Raw genomic sequence first — 14,278 nt, 5'->3', positions numbered from 1 at the left:
CGGCGTAAGCGGCGGGGGGCGATCGATCGGCCCCGGGGCCGTCTGTCGTTGAGTCAGTGCGTGGGCGACGGCGTGCGGGTCGACAACCGCACACTGTCGAGGAAGTCCGCGATCGTCGCCCAGGTGGTGTCGCGGGCGGTCGGGCCCGCGATGATGCCGAGATGGCTTCCCGGGACCTCGGTGAAGCGAACCTGTGCCGCGCCGGTGAGGACCCCGATGCCTGCCGCGACCGACGCCGACGAGGCCAGCGCGTCCTTGGTGCCGCCGATCAGCTGCGTCGGCGCGGTGAGTCCGGTCAGATCGATCACGCGATTCGGGCCCAGATGCACTGTGCCCTTGAACATTTCGTTGCGGATGATCAATTGCCGGTAGGCCTGACGATAGAACCGGCCCGGGTAGCCCGGCATGGTGTCCATGAACCGGTCCACCGATTGCATGCGGGCCAGTGCCTCGGTGTCGCCGATATTGCGGGCGATGTACCAGGGCTTGGTGAGTTCACGGTCGATCGACTGGATACGGAAACCGGCCCGCACCCCGTACTTCGGCACGCCACCTGCCACGCGGACCGGCACGGTGACCTCGCGACCGCCGGTGAGCTGCCCGAATCTGCGGGCCAAGGAGATCTGACCGTTGCGGCGCTGATCGAACGGGGTTCCCACCGCGGTGACCGAACCGATCGGCAGGTCGGCGTGCCCGGCGGCGGTGAGCACACTGATGGTGCCGCCGAAGGACCAGCCGATCAGGTCGACGGGGGAGTGGCTGTTGTCCGCGCTGACCGCCTCGATCGCGGTGGGCACGATGTCGTCGACCCACTCCTCGAAGCCGAGATCGCGGTCCGCGTAGGTGATCTCACCGTAGTCGAGCACATAGACCTCGCGTCCCAGCTCGAGCAGGAATCGCACCAGGCTCTGGCTGGGTCGCATGTCGTAGCAGGAGATCGTCACCGCCAACGGCGGCACGAGCAGCACGGGATCGCCGGTGGCGGGGGTGGAGCGCCGGTAGCGCAGCAGCCTGCGGTGCGGTTCGTCGTAGACGATGTCCGACGGCGTCGGCGCGTACGGCTCGACGCCGTCACCGAAGAGCGCGACCACGTTGCGCAGTGCAACCGACAGGGGGCCCATGTGATTCTCCGGAACGTCGAGACGGTGGGAGAAAACTAACTGTAACTCCCTGTATCACCATATCTTGTCCCTGGGGTTTCCTCCGAATCCGCAGGTGATCCACCGCTCACGCACGGCCGCGCCCCATTCGAGCAGGGCTCGGATGGGGCGTGTCGCGGGTGGTGGACGGCGGCGCGGGTCAGGGTTTGCGGGCGACCGCGCCGTACGCCGAGATCGGGAGGACCTGGCCCACCTCGGCGGTTTCCGGACGCCACTGGGTGATCGAGACGACGCCCGGTTCGACTACCTCCAGCCCGTCGAAGACGCCGCGGATCTGGGCCTGCGGGCGCGGGACGTACGGTGTGCCGCCGGTGCCGGTGTAGTTCTCGCACAGGGTGACGTAGGCCTGGCTGTCGTCGGTGCCGTCCCAGTAGATCAGGTAGCTGCCCGAGGGCACTGCGCCGATCACGGTGCCCACGATGCGCAGCAGGTCGTCGTAGGTTTTGGCGTGACCGAGAACACCCATGAACATCACCGCGATCGGCTCGTTGAAGTTCAGCACATTGCGCGCGTCGGCGACGATCTGTTCGGGGTCGTGGAAGTCGGCGTCGATGTAGGTGGTGACGCCTTCGTCGGTGGTGCTGGTGAGCAGTGCGCGCGCGTGGGTGAGCACCAGCGGGTCGTTGTCCACGTAGACCACCTTGGCCTCCGGGGCGACGCCCTGGGCGACCTCGTGGGTGTTCTGCATCGTGGGCAGGCCGGTGCCGATGTCGAGGAACTGCTTGATGCCGCGTTCCTTCGCCAGGAAGCGGACGGTCCTGATCAGGAACTGCCGCGACTGCACGGCCATGGTCGAGATGTCGGGGTCGACCGCCAGCCCGGCGTCGCCGGCGATCTTGTCGATCTCGTAGTGGTCTTTACCGCCCATCCAGTAGTTCCAGATCCGTGCTGAATGGGGAATATCGGTCCTGATCATCGGGGTCTGCACGTCGGCCATGAGCCTTGCTCCTCTGCAACTTTGACAGTGGCGCGCCCACCCAGGGGAGAACCACCAGCGACATAGCATCTGATCTGGCTGCGACAGTACAAGATTCACACGGAAACGGTCAGGTCAATCCGTGAACGTTCACCGCTGCGTGCGACGGCAGGAATCGGGTAAAGCCGCTACATGACGATACTGCGCAGGAATGCTGTAACCACCGTGCTCGCCGCGGCCGCGATCGTGCTGCTCGGCACGGGCTGTGACCAGGTGGAGAAGGCGGTCAACAAGGGCGGCGACACACCGTGTAGCGAATACACCGCCCAGTCCGCGGAGGACCGGCGCACGACGGTGGTCAAGTTCCTCGAGCAGGAGCGCGGTGACAACGCGACGTCGGACCCGAACACCGTCGACCTGTCCGTCGCCGCCATCGATCTGATGTGTGGTGCGCAGGCCAACCCGGACACCCCCATCCGCGAGGCCGATCTGACGGGTGTTCTCGTGCCCAAGTGACACCGAGCCCGGCCCGTGGGTCACCGTTTCGGCAGCGCCGATAGTTCGATCTCACTGTGTGATCCCCATTCCAAGTGTTCACTGCGACAGAGACGTTCGGCCGGTAGCATCGCTAACGGCCCGTAAGGGCTAGTCCAGCAAGATGTTTCGCTGCGACCTCGGAAGACGGGGTCTGCGAGGCGCCGGGTGATCGAGAGGTTTCACAATGGAAACGGTGACGAATCGGGTCGTAATGGATCCGACTGGGCAAGACATTCAGGGTGAGATCCTCGAGATCAGGTCGCACGGTCCCGCCACCAGAGTCGAGCTGCCGGGTGGGGTGCAGGCATGGTCGATCACCGACGCCGCGCTGCTGGAGAAGCTGCTCGTCGATCCCCGGGTCTCCAAGGATGCCAGTCAGCACTGGCCCGCCTTCGTCGCCGGTGAGATCCCCCCGGATTGGCCGCTGTACCTGTGGGTTTCGGCGCCGAACATGTTCACCGCCTACGGCAGTGATCACCGCAGGCTGCGCAAGCTGGTGGCGCCCGCGTTCACCGCGCGGCGCACCGAGGCCATGCGCGCACAGGTCGAGCGCATCACCACCGAACTGCTCGACGAGCTGGCAGCCACCCCGGCCGGTCAGACTGTGGACCTGCGCGAGCAGTTCGCTTACCCGCTGCCGATCCAGGTGATCTCGGAACTGATGGGCGTGCCGGAATCACTGAACCCCGGCCTGCGTACCTGCGTCGACGGCATCTTCGACACCACGCTCACCCCGGAGCAGTCGCAGGCCAACTACATGGAGATGTACCGGATTCTCGGCGAGCTGGTGGCCCTGCGGCGCGAACAGCCCGGCGACGACATCACCAGCCTGCTGATCGTCCAGCGCGACGAGGACGAGGGCCAGCTCACCGAGGAAGAGCTCGTCGGCACGTTGCTGCTGGTGATCTCGGCGGGCCACGAGACGACGGTGAACCTGCTCGACCAGGCCATCACCGCGCTGCTCACCCGGCCCGAGGTGCTCGAGAGCCTGCGCGCGGGCACGATCACCTGGCCCGATCTGGTCGAGGAGACGCTGCGATTCGAATCACCGGTCGCGCATCTGCCGTTGCGTTTCGCGGTGGAGGACATCGACATCGACGGCGTCCAGCTCGCCAAGGGTGACCCGATTCTGGCGAGCTACGCCGCGGCCGCGCGTGACCCGAAGCTGCACGGCGACACCGCGGGCGAGTTCGATCCCACGCGAGAGAAGCAGTCGCACATGGCGTTCGGCTACGGTGCGCACCACTGCCTCGGTGCTCCGCTGGCCCGCCTCGAGGCGCTGGTCTCGCTGCCCGCGCTGTTCGAGCGGTTCACCGACCTGAAGCTGGCCGCTCCCGTGACCGAACTGGGCACCGTGCCCAGCTTCATCTCCAACGGCCACCGCCACCTGCCGGCCTACATCCACGGCGAGTAGCGCCGAACTCGCTCGGCCGACCCGTACGGGTCGGCCGAGCAAAGGGGATTCAGTTGCCGGGCACCACCAGCGGTGCGGTGCTCGGGAACACCACCGGCAGGCCCGCCAGCGCTCGGTGGAAAGGCCCTGGCCGCCACACCAGTTCCTCCGGCGGCACCGCGAGCTCGAGTTCGGGCAGCGCGTCGAGGAGCTGGTCGATGGCTTCCTGGGCGATCAGGTAGGCGGGGGACTTCGCCGGGCAGCCGTGCGGGCCGGTGCTCCATGCCAGGTGCGCGCGGTTGTCGAGGAAATCGCCGGTCCCGATCGCGGGATCGTTGTTGCACGCGGCCATGCTGATGACCACCGGCTGATGCGCGGGCAGCCACACATCGTCGACCAGGATCGGCTGCCGCGGATACGTGGTGCAGAAGTTGGCCATCGGCGGGTCGGTGTAGAGCACCTCATCGAGTGCGTCGCGGGTGGACAGGCTGCCGCCGAGCAAGCTGCCCGCGAATCGCTGATCGGTGAGCATCAGCCGCACCGTATTGAGAATCAGGTTGAGCATCGGCTCGATCCCGGCGCCGTACATCGTGAGCACCTGGTTCATCAACTCCTCGTCGGTGAGCCGCTGCGGATGCTGCACCAACCGGGTCGTCACGTCGTCGCCGGGTTCGCTCTGCTTGAGCCGCACCAGGTCGTAGAGCGCGTCCTCCATCATCTGTGTACCGCTGGCCGCCGTGTCGCCGCCCTCGAACATCTGCGCCATCCCGGTCGCGACCCGCCCACCGATGTCGGCGGGGACACCGAGCATCGCGTTGATGGTGGCGAAGATGACGGGAAAGGCGTACTGGCTCAGCAGATCCGCGCTGCCGTCCGCGCAGAAGGAGTTGATCACCGGCATCGCGATCTGCTCGACGGTGCGGTGCAGCTGGTACAGGTCGACACCCGCCAGGCCGGCGACGGTGACCTGCCGGTGGCGGGTGTGCTCGGCGCCGGCGGTGCGGATCGCGTTGGGGCGGTAGCGCATCATCGGGAGCACCGGGCAGTCGGCGGGGATGTCGCGCTGCCACATCTTCGGATCGGCGGGAAAATGGTCGGGATCGTTGAGAATCTGTACCGCGGTGCGGTAGCCGATCACGAGGGTGGCGGGGACCCCTGGCACCAGATCGACCGGCACCAGCGAACCGAAGCGGTGCCGCATCTCGCGGTAGGTGCTCTGCGGGTCGGCGGCGAATTCCGGCGAGTACAGCGGCACCCGGTCCTGGCCACTGCGCGAGTCCGGCGAAACATCCAGTGTCACAGCGAGTACTCCTGAGTCGAGGATCGGTGCCTCGGCGACGCGCCGAGTTCGTGGCCGACCCTGGCGGCCAGCTCGTTCATGCGATGGGCGATGAGCGCGAGGTCCACATCGCCGGTGGTCGCGACGCCGAGCAGGGTGCCCGCGCCCGCGGCGGTGATCAGCACCATGCCCTCGTCGTATTCGGTCATGTTCTGGCGCACGGTGTTCGCGAGTCCGCCGCAGAACTCACCGAGCACCTTGCCCAGCGAGCGCAGCCCGCACGCGGCGGCCGCGAAACGCTCCGCGTCGTCGGTGGAGATGGCGCCCGAGTGCGCCACACGTAGGCCGTCCTCGGATAACAACACCGCGAAGCGGACGCCGTCGAGCGCCAGGTCGTCCAGCAGCCACGCGAGGCGGTTGGTGCTGTTGGAGATCGGAGTACTCATCAGCTGTCGTGCCCTTTCGTCGAGCGTGCGGCCGCGGCGCGGCCGTGTCTGGAGCCGCTGTGCCAGGCCGCCGCGAGCTCGGGACGCGCGAGCACCTCGCCGGTGTCGGCGCGCTCGTCGGCCGGGGCCACGGTGCGGCGCGTGCGTTTGGGCAGCCCGCCGGTGGTGCGGTCGAGCTCGGCCACGTCCAGCTCGGGCGCCGACGCGCTGATCTCGGAAACAGGTTGTGGTGGCGCTACCGGTTCCGGCGCCTCGGCATGCTTGGGCCGGTGCACCTCGGTGGCCGTGACGAGCAGGGCCGCGGGAACGAACACCATCGCCCTGGTGCCGCCGTAGATATTGGGTCCGTCGACATAGGCGGCGAAGCCGTAGCGGCGCGCCAGCGCGGCGACACCGGGGAACCCGACCCGCGGTGACGGGCCGAGGGCGTTGATGTCGACGACGCGCTCGCCCGAGAGCACCTGGCGCGCCTCCTCCATCTGCTCGTGGCTCATCCGCACGCCCGCGTCGTCGATGATCACGGTGACGCCGTGATGGCCCTGCTGGTAGGAGATGTCGACGAACGACGACGGCGGTGAGTAGCGCAGCGCGTTGTCGAGCAGGGTCGCGACCGTGTGCACCAGCGGCTCCACCGCCCGGCTCATCACCACCAGTTCGCAGTGGCCCGTGCGCACGCGCAGATAGTCGCGCACCCGCCCGGTGGCGCCGCCCACCACGTCGCCGACGGTCTGCTGCGGCCAGCGCCTGCCCGGCAGCCCGCCCGAGACGATCACGTAGGCCTGGGCCTGGCGGATCATCTGCTGGACCGTGTGGTCGATCCGGGTGAGCGTCGCGTAGACCTCGTCGTTGCGGTTCTCCCGCAGCGCGTTGCTCACGACCTGGCCCACGTCGGCGCCGAGACTGACCACGGTGGTGCCGAACGCGCGCACGGCGTTGCTGGTGGCGGCGCGGGCGTCGGCGGAGACCTGGGCACGCGTCGCCTCGTGTGCCGCCTCGACCTGTGCCGCGGCGCGTTCCTCGGCCGCGCGGTCGGCGAGTACCGCTTCGTGTTCGCGCACCCGGAGTTCCTCCGCGTGGGCCAGCGCCATCTGCTCCATCGCTGTGTTCTTGGCGTGGAGGTCGCGCTCGGCCGCCGCCAGGCGGCCGCGGATCTGACGTTCGTTGCGCAGGGCCTGCAGCGCGACAGCGACCGCGCCGAGCAGGACCAGTGTTGCGATGGAGAACAAGAAGACCGCGAGCGTCGGAGTCATCGGTTCCTTTGTCGTCTGTACCGACCGAAGAGCCGTGGTGGCCGGGTCCTCGCCGGTCTCTCCGACGAGACTTCTCGCCGCGGCCTGCCCTCACACCGTGTGCGCCGCACCACAATTGGGCACCGCGCGCGTGAGGTCGGTCGAAACCGGACTCGCTGCCCGGCGTTTCGGCGATGCGGACACGTTAGCAGTGCGAATCGCCGAGTGCACCAAACGGGTTGCTGCAGAACGTGACTCGCATTGTGGTGGAGAGCCGGTGAATTGATACCGGCGGTTTATCCGCGCCGTGTACGGTTGAACAGATACAGGTCAGCCGTGGACCAGCGGCGACCAACGCGTCGTCGCCGCACTCGGCCTCGGGTTCCGGCTCATTCCTTCTCTCGTCTCCCCGCTGCGGCGCCGTCGTTCGATTCGAGGAAGAACCTGCATGACCAGCGATCTCGACGACGACCCGTCCGACGTGCCATCCGCCGACCCCGAGGAAGAAGACCCGACCGTTCATTGGCCCGAACCGAGCCCGCTGCAATCGTGGTGGACCGACATCATGGGCGCGAAGAAACCACGCCGGTTCGGTCAGCAGACCTGACCTCGGCAGCATGACCCACCAGGGCCGCACCGTTCTCGGTGCGGCCCTTGTCGTGTTCGGGCTGTATTCGCCGGGGTATTGACCTGGACGCGGTGTCCAACCTAAATTACATGGACACCGTGTCTCAGGTATTCGGGACACACGGCACACGGGAGTGCGTTCATGACACAGAAGGTGTTCGTCGTCGGCGTCGGCATGACGAAGTTCGAGAAGCCGGGTTCGCGAGAGTGGGACTATCCGGACATGGCCCGTGAGGCGGGGACCAAGGCGCTCGCCGATGCCGGAATCGACTACGACCAGGTCCAGCAGGCCTACGTCGGCTATGTGTACGGCGAGTCCACCTCGGGTCAGCGCGCGGTCTACGAGCTGGGGCTGACCGGTATTCCGGTGGTCAACGTGAACAACAACTGCTCGACCGGTTCGACCGCGCTCTACCTGGCGGCGCAGGCGGTGCGCGGTGGGCTCGCCGAGTGCACCCTCGCCTTGGGTTTCGAGAAGATGCAGCCCGGCTCGCTCGGTTCGACCTACGACGACCGTGAGCAGCCGATGATGAAGCACCTGCTGGCGCTGGCCGAGCTGCAGGAGTTCGCGATGCCGCCCGCGCCGTACATGTTCGGTGCCGCGGGCAAGGAGCACATGGAGCTCTACGGCACCACGGCCGAGCAGTTCGCCAAGATCGGCGTCAAGAACCACAAGCACTCGGTGAACAATCCGTACGCGCAGTTCCAGAAGGAATACAGCCTCGAGGAGGTCCTCGAGGCCAAGCAGATCTACGGCCCACTGACCAAGCTGCAGTGCTCGCCGACCTCGGACGGTTCCGGCGCGGTAATCCTGGCGAGCGAGGACTTCGTCGACCGGCACAACCTGGCCGACCGCGCGGTCGAGATCGTCGGGCAGTCGATGGTCACCGACCTCGCCTCGACTTTCACCAGCCCGACCGCGATCGATCTGGTCGGCTCCTCGATGTCGCGCACCGCTGCCGAAGCGGTCTACGCCGAGGCCGGTTTCGGGCCAGAGGACGTCGATGTCATCGAGCTGCACGACTGCTTCTCCACCAACGAACTGCTGACCTATGAGGCTCTGGGCCTGTGCGCGCCGGGGGAGGGCGGCCGGCTCGTCGACGACAACGCCACCACCTACGGCGGCCAGTGGGTCGTCAACCCGTCGGGCGGTCTGATCTCCAAGGGCCACCCCCTGGGCGCGACCGGTCTGGCCCAGTGCAGCGAACTCACCTGGCAGCTGCGGGGCACCGCTGACGCCCGCCAGGTCGCCGACGCGCGAATCGCGCTGCAGCACAACATCGGTCTCGGTGGCGCGGTCGTGGTGACCGCCTACCGCCCCGCCAACCGCTGACTTTTCCCCTACCGAATCACACCAGGAGTAACCCATGGCATCTGTGTCCGTTTCCACCGCACTTCCCGTCGCGCCCGAGCTGGCCTGGGCCCGGCTCAGCGATCTCGCCAACTGGGAGGAATGGCTGACCATCCACCAGGGCTGGCGCGGCGATCTGCCCGCCGAGCTCGCCGCCGGCGCACGCTTCACCGAGGTCGTGTCGGTGATGAACATGGCCAACAAGATCGAGTGGACCGTCGCCGAAGTGGTGCCGAACTCGTTCCTGCGCATCACCGGCGCCGGCATGGCCGGTGTCACCATCGAATTCGCGTTGAAGGTCGACGCCACCGACACCGGCTCCTCGGCCGCGTTCGACGCGAGCTTCAAGGGCGCGATGATCGTCGGCCCGATCGGCAAGGCCGTCGCCAAGCATGCCGAAGCCGACCTGAAGGAGTCGATGGCCAAGTTCACCGAGCTCGTCGGTTCGGCCGCATGACCACCTCGGAATCGGCCGGAGTCGTCTTCGACGGCTCCGCCCTGGGGGAGTGGACCGACGAAGAGCGGTTCTCGGTCACCGCCGAGCGGATCGCGGAATACGCCGCGGCGACCAACGATCCGGTCCCCGCGCACCGGTCGGGCCAGATCGCGCCGCCGGTGTTCGCGGTGGTGCCGGTGTTCACCTCGATGGCGCCCGCCGCGCTGTCGGTCGCGCCGGTGGAGCTGCTGATGAAGCTGGTCCACGGTGAGCAGGACTTCCTGTTCCACCGCCCGATCCGGGCCGGTGACGAACTGGCGGTGCGGGCCAAGCCGATCGGCTACGTGGGCCGCCCGAACGGCTCCACCGTCGTCATCTACGCCGAAACCCGGGACGCGGCGGGCGAACTGGTCAACGAACAGTGGATGACCGCGTTCTTCCGCAAGGTCGACGCCGGTCCCGGTGAAGGCGAGCTCGCGCCCACCCACCGGATCACCGACAAGGATCGGGCAGGCGATCCGGCCGCGTCGGTCACCGCCCACATCGACGACGACCAGACCTTCCGCTACTCACCGGCCTCTGGCGACCCGATGCCGATCCACCTCGACGACGAGATCGCCCGCATGGCTGGGCTTCCCGGCATCATCAACCACGGTCTGTGCACCATGGCGTTCACCTCGTGGGCCGCGCTGACCGAACTCGCAGGCGGCGACACCGCGCGCCTGCGCAGGCTGGCCGTGCGATTCGCCAAGCCGGTGCTGCCCGGTCAGGACATCACCACCACCTTCTGGCCCACCGAATCCGCTGATCCCGGCGTGCGGGCCTTCGCCTTCGAAACCGAAGCCGCGGGCCAGATCGCGATCACCGACGGTCGCGTCGAAATCAACTAGGAGACAAGACTCATGGGAAAACTCGACGGTCGTGTCGCGGTCATCACCGGTGCCGGTCGCGGCATCGGCCGCGAACATGCGCTGCTGTTCGCCCGCGAAGGCGCCAAGGTCGTGGTCAATGACCTCGGCGGCGCCAACGACGGCACCGGCACCGACGCGGGCCCGGCCCAGCAGGTGGTCGACGAGATCGTCGCCGCCGGCGGTGCCGCGGTCGCCAACACCGACAACATCGCCACCTGGGACGGCGCGAAAGCGCTGGTCGACCAGGCGGTCAGCGAGTACGGCACCTTGGACATCGTGGTGAACAACGCGGGCATCCTGCGCGACGCGTTCATCGCGGGCATGGACGAGTCGCAGTGGGATTCGGTCATCGCGGTGCACCTCAAGGGCCACGCCGCCACCCTGCACCACGCCGCCGCGTACTGGAAGGCGCAGTCCAAGGCCGGTACCCCGGTATCGGCCTCGGTGATCAACACCGCCTCGGCCTCGGGCACGTTCATGCCCAACGCCGGTCAGGGTAACTATGGTGCGGCCAAGGCGGGCATCGCCGCGCTCACCCTGGTCGCCGCCGACGAACTCGAACGCTACGGCGTGCGCGTGAACGCGATCGCCCCGATCGCGCGTACCCGCCTGACCCTGGCCACCCCCGGCATGGGCGCGCTGTTCGCGGCCGAGGTGCCCGAGGGTGAGTTCGACGCGTTCTCCCCGGCCAACATCTCCCCGCTGGTCGCCCACCTCGCCGAGGCCGACTGCGCGATCACCGGCAAGGTGTTCGCCGTGCAGGGCGGGGCGATCGTCGAGCTGGCCGGCTGGCACGACGTGCGCACCGTCGAGACCGACGGACCGTGGACCATCGACGAGGTGGCCGCCCAGCTGAAAGAGACCAACTAGCCATGGCGCGCAACAGTTATGAGCTCGGGGTCGGCGTCAGCGAGGACCACCTGGCCCTCGCCGACGCGGTCGCCGGTTTCGTCGAGCGGACCATCACCGCCGAGGTCGTCCGGGCCGCGGTCGAGGCCACCGACGCGGGCAAAGTCCTGCCGTTCTGGGATGGCCTCGTCGCCCAGGATCTGCTCAGCCTGCACATCGCCGAGGATCTCGGTGGTCAGGGCGCCGGTCTGCTGACGCTGGCTGTCGCGCTCGAACCGCTCGGGCGTGGCCTGCACACCGGCCCGTTCGTGCCGACCGTGCTCGCCGCCGCGGTGCTGGCCGCCGCCGATGACATTCGCGCCGAGGGCAATCCGAGCCTGGCTCGGATTGCCGGGCTGGCGGACGGGTCGCGCACCGGCGCGGTGGCCCTGACCTCGAACCTGACCGGCACGCTCACCGACGGCACGTTGACCGTCAGCGGAACGGCCGACGGTGTGCTGGGGGCAGTGTCGGCCGATGTCGTCATCGCGCCCGTCACGGTGGCCGGCGAACAGCGGTGGGTCGTCTTCGAGAACATCGAACTGACCGTCGGCGCGCAGGACAGCATCGATGTGCTGCGCGGTTCGGCACGGCTGCAGGCGGATTCGGTCGAGGTCTCCTTCGACCGGGTGCTCGAGGTGAGTTCGGCGCGCGTGCGTTCGGTGGCCGCGGTGGTGCTCGGCGCCGAAGCGGTCGGCGTGATGTCGTGGTGCGTGTCGACCGCGTCGGAATACGCCAAGACCCGGGTGCAGTTCGGTCGGCCGATCGGTCAGTTCCAGGGCGTCAAACACAAGTGCGCCCAGATGGGCATCGCGCTGGAGAAGGCGCGTGCCGTGCTGTGGGACGCCGCCTACGCTCTCGATCGCGACGACGACACCGCGGAGTACGCCGCAGCTGTCGCGGCGCTGATCATTCCGGACGCCGCGGTGCAGGTCGCCCAGGAGTGCATCCAGGTGCACGGCGGTATCGGCTTCACCTGGGAACACGACGCGCACCTGTACTACCGGCGGGCTCTCGCGCTGCGCGGGCTGCTCGGCGCCCGTGACGAACGGGCCGAGGCGGTGGCCGGTTACGCGCTGTCGGGGCTGACGCTGTCGAGCGAGCTGGAACTGCCCGCCGAAGCCGAGCGGATCCGGGCGTCGGTCCGGGCCGAGCTGGCCGAGATCGCGGCGATCGACGACGAGGACGACCAGCTCGTCGCGCTCGGCGACGGTGGCTGGAACCTCCCGCACCTGCCGCGGCCCTACGGCCGCTCGGCCTCGCCGCTCGAGCAGGTGGTGATCGCGCAGGAGATCAAGACCTCCGGTATCCAGATGCCGCAGTTGCTGATGGGAACCTGGGCGGTCGGCGCGTTGGTTCCGCACGGTGACGAACGGCAGAAGCAGGAACTGGTCGTGCCGACACTGCGCGGCGAGCTGGTGTGGTGTCAGCTGTTCAGCGAGCCGGGCGCGGGTTCGGATCTGGCGAGCCTGACCACCAAGGCCACCAAGGTCGACGGTGGCTGGCGGGTGAGCGGACAGAAGATCTGGACCACGGTCGCGCAGTTCTCGGACTGGGCGATGCTGATCGCGCGCACCAGCCCCGACAAGCCCAAGCACGAAGGCATCACCTACTTCGTGCTCGACATGTCGAGCCCCGGGATCACCGTGCGCCCGCTGCGGGAGATGACCGGATCGGCGCTGTTCAACGAGGTGTTCCTCGATGACGTGTTCGTTCCCGACGAGAACGTGGTCGGCGGGGTCGACGACGGCTGGCATGTGGCCCGTACGACGCTGGCCGGTGAGCGGGTGGCGCTGAGCCAGAAGATGGAGGCCTACGCCACCGACACCGACCTGCTGCGCTTCGCGATCGGCCGCGATCTCTCGCCGGTGGCGCGTTACCGGCTCGGCGAACTCATGGCCGAGAGCCGAGCGGTGGACGTGATCAGTTCACGGGTGGTGCTCAAGCAGCTGTCCGGCATCGACGTGTCCACCACGTCCAGTGTCGGAAAGCTGTTGGGAATGGCGCTGGGACAGGCGATTTCGGAGTACGTCGTCGCCGAGCTCGGTGTCGCCGGTGTGGTGTCGGTGCCCGGTGAGCGCAGCGACCACGCGATGGAACAGCTGATCGCGGGCCGTGCCACCACCATCTACGGTGGCACCACCGAGGTCCAGCTCAATGTCATCGGTGAACGGATGCTCGGCCTGCCACGCGACGCCGCGGCACAGGGGTGAGCGACCCGGGCGTCGGGCAAGCGCCCGACGCCCGGGCGATCGCCGGTGCCTGTGCGCGGCCGGATCGGTGGAATCGCTGGACTACAGTTCGTCGTTGTATTCAGCAGAGCGTTGTATGCAGCAGAGCGCCGGACCGGCATCTGCACCGCACGGGCCCGGTGAAGGAGATGATGTGACCGCACAGCGCACCGACGGCCGAGCCAGCCGCTGGGACCGTCACCGCGCCGACCGCCGCGAACTCATCCTCGCCGCCGCCCTCGCGGCCGTGCAGGCCCAAGGCGCCTCGGTCGGCGTCCAGGAGATCGCCGATCTGGCCGGTGTCCCACGCTCGGTGCTGTATCGCCTGTTCAAAGACCGTCAAGACCTCGATGAGCAGCTGCGCACCCGCATCATCGACGACCTGATGGCGGTACTCGCCCCCACCCTGAACCCCGAGGGCACCGTCACCGAGGCGATCGCGCGTTCTGTCGACGCCTACGTGGGCTGGATCGCGACCAATCCGCGCCTGCACTATTTCCTCGGCGCCGGGTCCGGCGCCAGTAAGGATCACAACTCGCCGATCGTGTCCGGGACGAAGATCGCCATCGCGGGGACCGTGCGCGAGGTGTTCGAGAGCGCGCTGCGGGCACAGTCGGCACCGGTGGCGGTCGCCGAGCCGATGTCGTTCGGCCTGGTGAGCTTCGTCGACGGCAGTGTGAACCGGTGGCTGAGCCGGTCGATGCAGCCGATGGACGCCGCGGAACTGTCGTCCTACCTCCAGATCGCCATCTGGGCGATCATCGACGCCAGTCTGCGCGAGGTTGGCGTCACGCTCGATCCGCGCACGTCGATCGCCGAACTGACGGCGCAAAATTAGATGTAACACGCAGTAGCGTCAACCCTTGTGTGGTAC

Annotated in this window: 14 protein-coding genes; 9 read left to right on the top strand and 5 right to left on the bottom strand. The window is 67.9% G+C overall.

Annotated features, from left to right (window positions below; all coding sequences use genetic code 11):
• Positions 1–53 precede the first annotated feature (53 nt).
• Positions 54–1,121 carry an alpha/beta fold hydrolase gene (locus ACWF99_RS05145; protein WP_452534775.1) on the bottom strand — a complete coding sequence of 356 codons (1,068 nt, stop codon included), beginning with the start codon at positions 1,119–1,121 and terminating at the stop codon, positions 54–56.
• A gap of 178 nt (positions 1,122–1,299) precedes the next feature.
• A complete protein-coding gene (locus ACWF99_RS05140; RefSeq protein WP_378630866.1) occupies positions 1,300–2,097 on the bottom strand; it encodes an SAM-dependent methyltransferase in 798 nt (265 codons plus the stop codon).
• Positions 2,098–2,268: 171 nt separating this feature from the next.
• Here ACWF99_RS05140 and ACWF99_RS05135 point away from each other — a divergent pair, with 171 nt between their 5' ends.
• A complete protein-coding gene (locus ACWF99_RS05135) occupies positions 2,269–2,592 on the top strand; it encodes a hypothetical protein (RefSeq protein WP_452534774.1) in 324 nt (107 codons plus the stop codon).
• A gap of 205 nt (positions 2,593–2,797) precedes the next feature.
• Positions 2,798–4,027 (top strand): cytochrome P450 family protein, encoded by a 1,230-nt coding sequence (locus ACWF99_RS05130; RefSeq protein WP_378630869.1) that lies wholly within the window; start codon positions 2,798–2,800, stop codon positions 4,025–4,027.
• A 49-nt stretch (positions 4,028–4,076) separates the two neighbouring features.
• Here ACWF99_RS05130 and ACWF99_RS05125 read toward each other — a convergent pair whose 3' ends face one another.
• The 3 genes from ACWF99_RS05125 to ACWF99_RS05115 are packed head-to-tail and all read right to left on the bottom strand — an operon-like array spanning position 4,077 to position 6,981.
• Positions 4,077–5,300: a cytochrome P450 gene (locus ACWF99_RS05125; RefSeq protein WP_101463719.1), complete on the bottom strand. Its 1,224-nt coding sequence runs from the start codon at positions 5,298–5,300 to the stop codon at positions 4,077–4,079.
• A gap of 2 nt (positions 5,301–5,302) precedes the next feature.
• Positions 5,303–5,731 carry a roadblock/LC7 domain-containing protein gene (locus ACWF99_RS05120; RefSeq protein WP_378630871.1) on the bottom strand — a complete coding sequence of 143 codons (429 nt, stop codon included), beginning with the start codon at positions 5,729–5,731 and terminating at the stop codon, positions 5,303–5,305.
• Positions 5,731–6,981 (bottom strand): sensor histidine kinase, encoded by a 1,251-nt coding sequence (locus ACWF99_RS05115; protein ID WP_452534773.1) that lies wholly within the window; start codon positions 6,979–6,981, stop codon positions 5,731–5,733. The genes ACWF99_RS05120 and ACWF99_RS05115 overlap by 1 nt, the downstream gene beginning before the upstream one ends.
• A 427-nt stretch (positions 6,982–7,408) precedes the next feature.
• Between ACWF99_RS05115 and ACWF99_RS05110 the strand changes: the two genes are divergently transcribed.
• The 7 genes from ACWF99_RS05110 (at position 7,409) to ACWF99_RS05080 (ending at position 14,242) form a co-directional block, all read left to right on the top strand.
• Entirely contained in the window at positions 7,409–7,567 is a 159-nt protein-coding gene (locus ACWF99_RS05110; RefSeq protein WP_378630874.1) for a hypothetical protein, read from the top strand.
• Positions 7,568–7,729: 162 nt separating this feature from the next.
• Complete coding sequence (locus ACWF99_RS05105; RefSeq protein WP_378630875.1) at positions 7,730–8,920, top strand: lipid-transfer protein; 1,191 nt, start codon at positions 7,730–7,732, stop codon at positions 8,918–8,920.
• A gap of 34 nt (positions 8,921–8,954) precedes the next feature.
• Positions 8,955–9,395 carry a type II toxin-antitoxin system Rv0910 family toxin gene (locus tag ACWF99_RS05100; RefSeq protein ID WP_101462898.1) on the top strand — a complete coding sequence of 147 codons (441 nt, stop codon included), beginning with the start codon at positions 8,955–8,957 and terminating at the stop codon, positions 9,393–9,395.
• Positions 9,392–10,264, top strand: coding sequence for a MaoC/PaaZ C-terminal domain-containing protein (locus ACWF99_RS05095; RefSeq protein WP_452534771.1), 873 nt, complete (start codon positions 9,392–9,394; stop codon positions 10,262–10,264). The genes ACWF99_RS05100 and ACWF99_RS05095 overlap by 4 nt, the downstream gene beginning before the upstream one ends.
• A gap of 12 nt (positions 10,265–10,276) precedes the next feature.
• A complete protein-coding gene (locus tag ACWF99_RS05090; protein ID WP_378630878.1) occupies positions 10,277–11,155 on the top strand; it encodes an SDR family oxidoreductase in 879 nt (292 codons plus the stop codon).
• Positions 11,156–11,157: 2 nt separating this feature from the next.
• The gene (locus ACWF99_RS05085) at positions 11,158–13,386 is read left to right on the top strand and encodes an acyl-CoA dehydrogenase (RefSeq protein ID WP_452534769.1); all 2,229 of its coding nucleotides are present in this window, start codon (positions 11,158–11,160) and stop codon (positions 13,384–13,386) included.
• Positions 13,387–13,558: 172 nt separating this feature from the next.
• Entirely contained in the window at positions 13,559–14,242 is a 684-nt protein-coding gene (locus ACWF99_RS05080) for a TetR/AcrR family transcriptional regulator (protein WP_378630881.1), read from the top strand.
• The last annotated feature ends 36 nt before the right edge of the window (positions 14,243–14,278 follow it).

This window comes from Nocardia sp. NPDC055002, from assembly GCF_053608825.1.
The sequence above is the reverse complement of the archived record's forward strand: the minus strand, read 5'-3'. Positions and strand labels throughout refer to the sequence as shown.

Excerpts from the sequence above, each read along its gene's own strand:
- ACWF99_RS05145 (WP_452534775.1), bottom strand. The coding sequence starts at position 1,121 with ATGGGCCCCCTGTCGGTTGCACTGCGCAACGTGGTCGCGCTCTTCGGT.
- ACWF99_RS05140 (WP_378630866.1), bottom strand. The coding sequence starts at position 2,097 with ATGGCCGACGTGCAGACCCCGATGATCAGGACCGATATTCCCCATTCA.
- ACWF99_RS05135 (WP_452534774.1), top strand. The coding sequence starts at position 2,269 with ATGACGATACTGCGCAGGAATGCTGTAACCACCGTGCTCGCCGCGGCC.
- ACWF99_RS05130 (WP_378630869.1), top strand. The coding sequence starts at position 2,798 with ATGGAAACGGTGACGAATCGGGTCGTAATGGATCCGACTGGGCAAGAC.
- ACWF99_RS05120 (WP_378630871.1), bottom strand. The coding sequence starts at position 5,731 with ATGAGTACTCCGATCTCCAACAGCACCAACCGCCTCGCGTGGCTGCTG.
- ACWF99_RS05115 (WP_452534773.1), bottom strand. The coding sequence starts at position 6,981 with ATGACTCCGACGCTCGCGGTCTTCTTGTTCTCCATCGCAACACTGGTC.
- ACWF99_RS05110 (WP_378630874.1), top strand. The coding sequence starts at position 7,409 with ATGACCAGCGATCTCGACGACGACCCGTCCGACGTGCCATCCGCCGAC.
- ACWF99_RS05105 (WP_378630875.1), top strand. The coding sequence starts at position 7,730 with ATGACACAGAAGGTGTTCGTCGTCGGCGTCGGCATGACGAAGTTCGAG.
- ACWF99_RS05100 (WP_101462898.1), top strand. The coding sequence starts at position 8,955 with ATGGCATCTGTGTCCGTTTCCACCGCACTTCCCGTCGCGCCCGAGCTG.
- ACWF99_RS05095 (WP_452534771.1), top strand. The coding sequence starts at position 9,392 with ATGACCACCTCGGAATCGGCCGGAGTCGTCTTCGACGGCTCCGCCCTG.
- ACWF99_RS05090 (WP_378630878.1), top strand. The coding sequence starts at position 10,277 with ATGGGAAAACTCGACGGTCGTGTCGCGGTCATCACCGGTGCCGGTCGC.
- ACWF99_RS05085 (WP_452534769.1), top strand. The coding sequence starts at position 11,158 with ATGGCGCGCAACAGTTATGAGCTCGGGGTCGGCGTCAGCGAGGACCAC.